The following is an 8,531-nucleotide window of genomic DNA, read 5'->3' as shown; positions in this document are numbered from 1 at the left end:
TACAACAAACTACATTGAAATTTAGTCGGATTTAACTGTAGCATATTTTGGGTTCCAGTTAAGATGCGTTTACCCTGCACAAACAAGGACTATCAAAGATTGCTAGCTCCTGCAACGCTTACAGAAGAAGACGAATTCTACGCTGAATGCAATGTGGCAGGAATTAATCTTGTCGATAGGGTAAATGGCAAGCCAGTTTATGTTTATCCCTACTGGATAGACAGACCTAACTGCAATTGGCACAGTCCACCAGTCGCAGAAGATGAGGATGAGGATGAGGATGAGGATGAGCCTGAAAGTGAAGATGAGGAGCGAGGTAATAGAAAAGGCTGGATAAGTAGATTAACGACGTGGTGGAAACGACGCGATGCTATCAATATCAACTTCTTGGAAGAATCGTAGTTAATGAGGTCACAAGAAATGAGCAGCGAATTAGAAAGAGTAAAGCAGTTAGTGGAATTAGACCCAGCACCCGAAGCAATTATCAAATCTGTAGACATGGCATGGGCTGTGTACCGTAAAGGACAAATCCCCGACAACTACCTGATTTGTAAAGAGATATTTTGGGATGGAATCTGTCAGATTTTGGGTTACATTCCGGCTCATATTAAATGTAGCAGTCAAGGACAGGTTTACATTTCATTCAGTCCCAAGGAAACTTCGAGGTAACAACTATGTCAGATAAACTCTTGTCAATTTATGCGTCGCTCCTGTTTGCAGCCATTCCCGCTATGCTGGTTTACGCAGGTCAATATGTCTACCACAACGGTTATCGGCAAGCCGTAAAAGATTTACCACCCACGGTAGTTCAAGGCGACCAGAATATCGACAACAGCACGAATCACAACTATCAATTTGCACCGTCACTTGGGGGGAAGTAATCAATGCTAAATCAACTACATAGCTCAGAATTAATTAAAGGAGACAAACCATGAGTGCAATTGTCAAATACACAGGCGGTGGAGCCATCGCCCCAGCCCTAGTCGGGAAAGTCAAAGCATTTGATAGCGCACCTGAAATGTTGACTTCTTTTCAGGGATACTACGGTTTTGACCCCTCAGCTTTTGCGGGGATGTCCGAGGAAGAATTGGGGGCATTCGTAGATTCTGTTGAAGAAATCAAGTTTCTGATTGACAACCTCGACAAGTTAGAAAAACACGTCAACGATTATATTGATGGTGTTGTCAAATACAACGAGTTTGTAGCCCGATGCGTCAAAGCTGGTGCTAAGGGCATGGAGAAGATCGATCGAGCCACGCTCGACGTATTCTTGGCATGGAAAGGTTGGCAGGCCAATACCAAAAAGCTAGCTAAAGATTCGGATGTTGGCGTCAGACTTCTCGACCAAGAAGTTATCGATTACGGCGATTTAGCGGAATACGACCTTGAGATTTCTCTTCAAATCGTGGCTAACAGATTAATCCGCAGAAAAGCGGTACTCTCCCAAAAGCCAGAACAAGAAGCAGCACTTTTCTCGTTGCGACAAGAAGATCAAGAAGCCCAAAAGGCAGAGAAACAAAGGATTCAAGATTTAATCGCTTACGGTACTCGCGGGAAATACGGTTTGCCATCATCGAGTAGCCCGCAATTGAGTCCTGCCAGCAGCGCTAGCAATAACGCTAGCAATAACGCTAGCAATAACGCTACCAAGGCAAGCGGTTGGCTCAAAAAATGGGGCGGTAAAGCCTTTGATTATTTCTCTGGGAAGTAGCCATGCAGTTACCACCATTTCTCATCCCCAAACCTCAAAATCCCCCTGTCTCTCCACCTTCACAACAACCACAACTCCCCAACCTAGAAGAATCAGACCAATTGAGGTTTCTCAAAAACCTAAACAGCTTCTGCGGTCAAGGATTTTGGTTTGCGGTTGGCCTATCCATTGCTCACGTTTCGAGGGTTCTCAGCGCTCCTGTAATGCTCGTCGCAGTGATTTTAGTAGCCGGGTTCCTGTTCTCCGTAAAACCGAAAAACCCAACCTCTTATTTACTATCCATGAGGCGGATTAGCGGATTGGTAGTGATTGTCGGAACTATTGCTGCATTTTGGGATGTAGCATGGCTGCTAGCCAATATGCCTTTAAGTGTAGGCTTTGGCTTCATCCCAGTGTGGCAGCTTGTCGTGATTGTGGGTGTATCGGTGGCCTTGCTTTTGTTGGTCACACTGTGGCGGAGGTGACTAAATGAAAAGCGCCATTGCTTCTTTGATTGTGGGTATCGGATGTAGCGGCTTTAGCTTGTTCGGGTACTTTGACAAGCACGTTAGCTACTGCAATGGAGCTACAAACCCCTGTACGCCTGTTGTGGTAACGGGTTCCCAGTATCCCAAGAATGCTAAGTTTGTGAGTATACACCAAGGCTGGGGGCTGCTGCGTACTGCATCTGGTGTAATTGGTGCGGTGAGCTTTGGTGCGGGTTATTTCACATCGGGTGCAGCATCGGTGAAGCAGAGAAAGAACGAGGAAGAGGCTGCGATATTTGAGGCACGGCAGAAGCAATTAGAGGCAACTACAAGCAATATTTTGGATGAGGAAGAAATCCAGAAAACAGCGATTGCTGCTGACTTGAGAGTGAAGGACTTCAAGCGCGAACTCTACGACGGCTACAACACGCTTTATTTAGAGAAGAACCCCGAACTGTTGGAGGCTCTAACCACGGCTACTCCCCAATCTTTGCCCGCATCTTTGCCCGCTCCAATGGAATCAAAGTCCGATGAACTTGAAAATGCGGAACTCCTATCAAACACAGCATCCGCCCCAAATAACAATCAATTATTGGGTGTAGAACTGCCAGTAACTCCCAAATTAGGAGTGAAATTTTTTGATTGGAAGCAGTTTAGGGAGACTCCTGAGATGTTTCCTCACATTAGAGGAGTTGCAGCTACCCGATGCGGAAAAACTACGCTATTTGATTGGCTGATGGATGTGATGCCATCCCAAAAGCAGTCGGTAATTACAGTCAAACGGTGGCCGCATCAATGGCTTGGCTTGGATGTAATAGGAGTGCCTGAAGATTACAAAGCTATCCGTTCCTCTTTGGAAGCACTGCAAAGTGAAAGAGTGCGGCGTACAGCATTAATGGCAAAGGGGATTGATTCACCCATTTGGAATGTAGCGGTTGATGAATGGAAAGCAATTTCGCGTAATGTGAGAGCGATTGTCGAGCGCAAAACCAAACAGATTATTTCTCTTAGTGCCAAGCAAATTATGGGTGAAATGATTACTTTAGCCAGGGAAACCAACATCCGCATCTTTGCTTTAGCGCAGGGTAGACAAGTTGTCACTTGGGGATTGGAGGGAGAATCAGATTTAGCGGAGTGTTTCTGTAGCATTTACATGGGCAAGTTTGCAGTAGAAGAATGTGAAAGTTATCGCAACAAATTCCCCAAGGATTCCGAGCAATACGCCAAGTACCAACAAGTGCGAGATTACTTGGAATCGTTGGGAAATAGAGCGGCATGGATTAGCTGCGAGTTAGGCGAATTCCCCGCTGTTGTACCCGACTTGAGCAAATGGAAACGAGAACTTCCTAAGCACTCATCAACTACAGAAACTCCCGTAAATATTGAAACATCCCAAGCAACTGATTTGGCTCCGAATCAAGAAGCTGAAGACTCTCAAGAACTGTGGGAACTAGCCAAGAAGCGGCTCCTAGAATCCTGGCAGGCGGATGAAGTTACTGCACGGGAGGATACTGCTACTTCACTCCCTGATGAAGCGGACAAAGTAGGAGATGAAGCTAGTGAAGTGTTGCAGGATAAGGATTGCAGCACGGGAAGTAAAGCGTTCCAGAAAGCAAAAGATGCCAATTCCTGAGAGCGATCGCAAATCCCAAAGTCAATGATGCCGCGCTCTTAGGTAGAGAATACCAGCAATCTTGGAGAAGAAGCTTATCAAAGAAATGGGTTTAAAACCCCGTTATTATAGGACGGCTTTGCAAGTAAAAGTATAAGCCTTAAGCCCTCTTTGTTCAAGAAATGTAAAAGATACAAACACGCAAGCATTTCACTGTATACTAACAGTAGCCCCAAAAAAGGAGTAGTTGAACTTGTTAACAAACTATGTCTACAAGTTGCGACCAAATAAAACACAAGAATTAAAAATGTCCAATTGGGTAGATATGCTGCGAAGCCACTTTAACTGGTGTCTTAATGACAGAATTACTCAATACAGTCAACAATTCATTCAAGGCAACTATTGCGACATCAGGACGCAAGGTGAAGCCTGTCCATTGACCAGTTGTGTCAGCAAAAATGGTGCCACGGGGGAACCCTGGAAAATAGGAAAAACAGACAAAGAGGGGAAAGTTAAAAACCCTCGACGCAACCCAGGCGACATTCAAATTACCGCATTGCCTGAATTAAAAGCAGCTAGGCCGTGGTTTGCCGGGATAGACTCGACAGTTTTACAGCAAAACATCAAACGACTGGACACTGCCTATAAGAATTTTTTCGAGGGACGTGGCTTTCCTAAATTCAAAAACCGCAGCAACTTTACTTCCTTCACATTCGTAATGGGAGTAAAAATACAAGGCAGCAAAATCTACTTACCAAAGTTAGGTTGGATGCGTTTTTACAACTCGCGCCCAATTCCCAACGGATTTACCGTTAAAGCGTGTACGGTAAGGAAGCGACAAAATGGCTGGTATGTCTCCGTTCGCATTGAGGATAAGTCTGTCCCCGATTACACGACAAAATCTCTTAAGGATGTCGTTAAAGTAATTGGCTGCGACCTGGGACTTACAAAATTAGTTCATCTCTCAGATGGAACTCAAATTCAAAATCCCAAGTTTTCAACCACAAAAAAAGCTAAGCGCACTCTAAAAATTAGGCAGAGGCGGGTTAGCCGAAAAACAAAGGGTAGTAAAAACCGCAAGAAAGCAGCTAAAAAACTAGGATTTTTCCACCAGAAGATTAGCGATAAGCGTCAAGCTTACCACTGGAAGGTTGCCAATAAAATAGTTTTCCGTAACGTTGACGCGATTGCTCTGGAGGACTTGAATATTTTGGGAATGATGCGTCGATGTCGAGTGAGTGCGATTGCGTATATCCTAGCGCGACCTGAAAAGGTTGTTTAGTATGGGAAGCCCACTTCCCTAGCGGATTCACACCCGCTACTCCCACGTAAAAGACTTCATTTGAAGCCCGGTCACGCCTCAAGTAAGCAATGAACGAGATGGAATGCAGACCACGAAAGTAACTGAAACTGCTAGCCTAAAGCGGTAAGCGTGCAAGGGGGAATCCTCCAATGGTGAACGCAAGTGAACTATCATTTTAAACTGCGTTATACGAAAAGGAGCCAAATCAGGCTGACAGGCTCTGACCAAAAGGTAAGTGGACAGGATTTATAGTTTAGGTTTCTATAAATTGTGTGAACAGGCATCTCCACCGCAGAATAGATAGCACCTAAAGGGGGATAGAAAAACTAAACGACACAACAGGGTAAGCCCCACAGAGTCTAAGAGAGGTCGAATCCTCTTAGTAAGTCTAAGGTAACAAGGACAGAACACTCTGTTGGGTAAAGGATGGAAGAAAAAGCGAACGCCAGCCTGTAATGGGATGGATAGAGGTTGGAACATCACCTCTGACCGAAAGGAAAGCAGACTTCTTCTGGGTCTTATACGAGAGAAACTCTCACAAAGGAATCAAATCTGAGGACAAGTTAGATGGTGTCAGCAATGACAACAAACGGACTAAAGAAAAGGCTAGAGAACTGGAACCAGGTCAACTGGAGAAAAATTAACAAAGCCATTAGAAACCTGCGTCAAAGAATCTTTCGTGCGAGAAGGCTTGGTGACTTCCGTAAGCTAAGAAGCTTACAGAAGCTGATGCTTCGTAGCTACGCCAATCTACTACTGTCAGTTCGACGTATCACTCAAACCAACCAAGGTAAAGCAACGGCTGGCATTGACAAAGAAATCGTCAATACCCCAGAGCAAAGGGTGATTCTGGTAAATAATTGGGAAGGGGGAAACCTCAAACCAACACGAAGGGTAGAAATACCCAAGCCTAACGGCAAAAAACGACCGCTCGGTATCCCGACCGTGCGTGACAGAATCGAACAGGCAATAGTAAAGAATTCACTCGAACCAGAATGGGAAGCCATATTTGAGCAAAATTCCTATGGTTTCCGCCCGGGAAGAAGCTGTCTTGATGCAATAGAACAAGGTTTCAATCTGCTATCAAGATGGCACAACTGGGTTCTAGAGGCTGATATCAAAGGCTTCTTTGACAACATCGCCCATGAATCTATCCTGAACACGATGGGCAATTTCCCAAAAAGAGAACTCATCAAAGGATGGTTAAAAGCAGGTTTTGTATACCAAGGGAATCTTAATCAAACCGAACAAGGCACACCACAAGGCGGGGTGATTTCACCTCTATTAGCCAATATTGGTTTGCATGGCTTAGAACATTATATCAAAGCCACTAATCCTAAGCTTGGTGTGGTGCGTTACGCCGATGATTTCATCGTAACGGCTAGAGACAAAGAAAATCTCACAGTCGCACAAAACCTGATTAAAGCATGGTTGTCTGAACGAGGTCTTGAATTCAGCTCTGAGAAGACGCTAATCACGTCAATGGAAGATGGCTTTGATTTTCTAGGGTTTAATTCTCGACACTACGATGGAAAACTTCTAATCAAACCCTCCAAAAAGAAGGTTCTTGCCTTCTGCAAAAGGATTGGTGAAGAGGTTAAGAGCCTGAATGGTGCAGAACAGGAAGTCCTCATCAAAAAGCTGAATCCTATTCTCAGGGGTTTTGCGAACTACTACAAAGGTGTAGTAAGCAAAGAAACCTTCGGCTATATCTCACACCGAGTATGGCAATATCTTTGGCGTTGGGCAAAGCGTAGACACCCCAACAAAGGCACTAAATGGGTAAGAAAGCGCTACTTCAAAACCATTAAAGGCAATAAATGGATGTTCGCCGGAACTACAAGCGACCGCCGAGGGAAGGATAAAGAACTTGTCCTTTACCAGATAGCATATACAGCCATTGAACGCCATATAAAGGTCAAGGGTGACGCAAGTCCCGATGACCCCTCACTAAAAGAATACTGGGAAAAGCGCCACCAGAAGCATGGTAAATCTCGCTTTGAAAAAAGCTCCAAGCTATATAAGATAGCAGAAAACCAGAACTGGAAATGTTCAGAATGTGGCGAACTCTTATTCAACGGAGAGGAAATCGAAACCCATCACATAGTATCTGTGGCAGAAGGTGGAACAGACGACATGGGAAACCTTCAGCACCTGCACTCTGCGTGTCATAAACAGATACACAAAATCCAAGTCAAATCTCGCTTGAAGTAAGGCTTGAGCCGTATGAGTGCGAAAGTCTCATGTACGGTTCTTAGGGGAGGGGAGAGTGGCAACGCTCGAACCTTACCCGACAAATAAGGATAAAACCTTATGGGACGGTTAGCCTAGCTGCTCAGGCAGTTAGCGACAACTGATTACATCTGTAAGTGAGGCTCCGTGAGCCAAGTCTTATCCCGCAAGTGCAGCGGTGGAAGCATATCCCCTAATTTATTAGGTAGCAACTAATAGGTTAAAGCGGGGATAAAAAGGCAGAACTATCAGGAGTCAGCCTAGATACCTGTCGAGCAAGAGTCAATGCGTAGCGAAAGCGAAGATGTGTTTGAACCATCGTAACATCGGATGGTGTAACTGAATGAACCAAGGCGTAAACCCGTTAAAATACGGTAAAAGCTGGTTAACACCAAGCCAAAAGGCAAGGATAGGGCATAAGCGGTTTTACTTCCGACTTATAAGCACCGCCCAGAAACCCGGTGGATAGCATCACAGCTAAAGACTCAAACAAATGTGTAATCGGAACGAAGTAACCCTTAATTATCTCTGGTACGGTCGATAACCAGTAAGTAGCTAACGAAAGGTAATTAGGAGCAGGATTGTATCAGAAGCAAATGCCTCACTGTAATGATGAGGATATGCTGACGGATACACGGTAATTCCAAAGATAGAGTCCAAGTAACAATATATATGTCTAATACGCAGAACAATCTGACGGTGGAATGGAAAGACCTGAACTGGCAAAAGTTAGAACGGGTGACTTTCAAGTTGCAAAAACGAATCTATCAAGCGAGTGAACGTGGTGATGTCAAAGCAGTTCGCAAACTTCAAAAGACCCTAATTAGGTCTTGGTCTGCAAAGTGTATCGCGGTGCGTAGGGTAACTCAAGATAACCAAGGAAAGGGAACTGCCGGGGTTGATGGGGTAAAATCCCTCTCTCCTGTACAACGAACTAAATTGGTAAAACGGTTGAGAATTACTGGGAAAGCTAAACCTACTCGTAGGGTAATGATTCCAAAACCCGGTAGTGACGAAAAGCGACCATTGGGAATACCTACAATTGAAGACCGCGCTTTGCAAGCGTTAGTTAAGTTAGCGTTAGAACCGGAGTGGGAGGCAAAATTCGAGCCAAACAGTTACGGTTTCAGACCAGGAGTGCGATTCGTTGGGTAGAAACTAGCCCTGAAATGGGTAGAGGATTACCCGCAAGTAACATAAGAACCT

8 protein-coding genes and 1 pseudogene are annotated in these 8,531 nt (G+C 44.8%); all 9 read left to right on the top strand.

All coding sequences use genetic code 11. From position 1 onward, the window contains the following. Window positions 1–99 precede the first annotated feature (99 nt). Complete coding sequence (locus QUB35_RS37790) at window positions 100–402, top strand: hypothetical protein (RefSeq protein WP_333148051.1); 303 nt, start codon at window positions 100–102, stop codon at window positions 400–402. A gap of 18 nt (window positions 403–420) precedes the next feature. Beyond that, on the top strand, window positions 421–669 hold the full coding sequence (locus QUB35_RS37785; RefSeq protein WP_333148048.1) for a hypothetical protein: 249 nt from the start codon (window positions 421–423) through the stop codon (window positions 667–669). Window positions 670–674: 5 nt separating this feature from the next. After that, the gene (locus QUB35_RS37780; protein WP_333148046.1) at window positions 675–881 is read left to right on the top strand and encodes a hypothetical protein; all 207 of its coding nucleotides are present in this window, start codon (window positions 675–677) and stop codon (window positions 879–881) included. 50 nt (window positions 882–931) lie between these two features. Next, entirely contained in the window at window positions 932–1,711 is a 780-nt protein-coding gene (locus tag QUB35_RS37775; protein ID WP_333148044.1) for a hypothetical protein, read from the top strand. A 2-nt stretch (window positions 1,712–1,713) separates the two neighbouring features. Then, window positions 1,714–2,175 (top strand): hypothetical protein, encoded by a 462-nt coding sequence (locus QUB35_RS37770; RefSeq protein ID WP_333148042.1) that lies wholly within the window; start codon window positions 1,714–1,716, stop codon window positions 2,173–2,175. 4 nt (window positions 2,176–2,179) lie between these two features. Next, window positions 2,180–3,811, top strand: coding sequence for a hypothetical protein (locus tag QUB35_RS37765; protein WP_333148040.1), 1,632 nt, complete (start codon window positions 2,180–2,182; stop codon window positions 3,809–3,811). 226 nt (window positions 3,812–4,037) lie between these two features. Continuing rightward, a complete protein-coding gene (locus QUB35_RS37760) occupies window positions 4,038–5,072 on the top strand; it encodes a transposase (RefSeq protein WP_333148038.1) in 1,035 nt (344 codons plus the stop codon). A gap of 588 nt (window positions 5,073–5,660) precedes the next feature. Beyond that, a complete protein-coding gene (gene ltrA / locus QUB35_RS37755) occupies window positions 5,661–7,307 on the top strand; it encodes a group II intron reverse transcriptase/maturase (RefSeq protein WP_333148036.1) in 1,647 nt (548 codons plus the stop codon). A gap of 690 nt (window positions 7,308–7,997) precedes the next feature. Beyond that, window positions 7,998–8,462, top strand: a pseudogene (locus QUB35_RS37750) (reverse transcriptase N-terminal domain-containing protein); the annotation flags it as partial. Between the last annotated feature and the right edge of the window lie 69 nt (window positions 8,463–8,531).

The sequence above is a fragment of the Microcoleus sp. B13-B6 genome (genome assembly GCF_036705405.1).
Lineage (GTDB): Bacteria > Cyanobacteriota > Cyanobacteriia > Cyanobacteriales > Microcoleaceae > Microcoleus.
Note: the sequence above shows the minus strand (reverse complement) of the source record. Positions and strands in the feature narration are given on the sequence as shown.

Excerpts from the sequence above, each read along its gene's own strand:
- QUB35_RS37775 (WP_333148044.1), top strand. The coding sequence starts at position 932 with ATGAGTGCAATTGTCAAATACACAGGCGGTGGAGCCATCGCCCCAGCC.
- ltrA (WP_333148036.1), top strand. The coding sequence starts at position 5,661 with ATGGTGTCAGCAATGACAACAAACGGACTAAAGAAAAGGCTAGAGAAC.
- QUB35_RS37780 (WP_333148046.1), top strand. The coding sequence starts at position 675 with ATGTCAGATAAACTCTTGTCAATTTATGCGTCGCTCCTGTTTGCAGCC.
- QUB35_RS37770 (WP_333148042.1), top strand. The coding sequence starts at position 1,714 with ATGCAGTTACCACCATTTCTCATCCCCAAACCTCAAAATCCCCCTGTC.
- QUB35_RS37785 (WP_333148048.1), top strand. The coding sequence starts at position 421 with ATGAGCAGCGAATTAGAAAGAGTAAAGCAGTTAGTGGAATTAGACCCA.
- QUB35_RS37765 (WP_333148040.1), top strand. The coding sequence starts at position 2,180 with ATGAAAAGCGCCATTGCTTCTTTGATTGTGGGTATCGGATGTAGCGGC.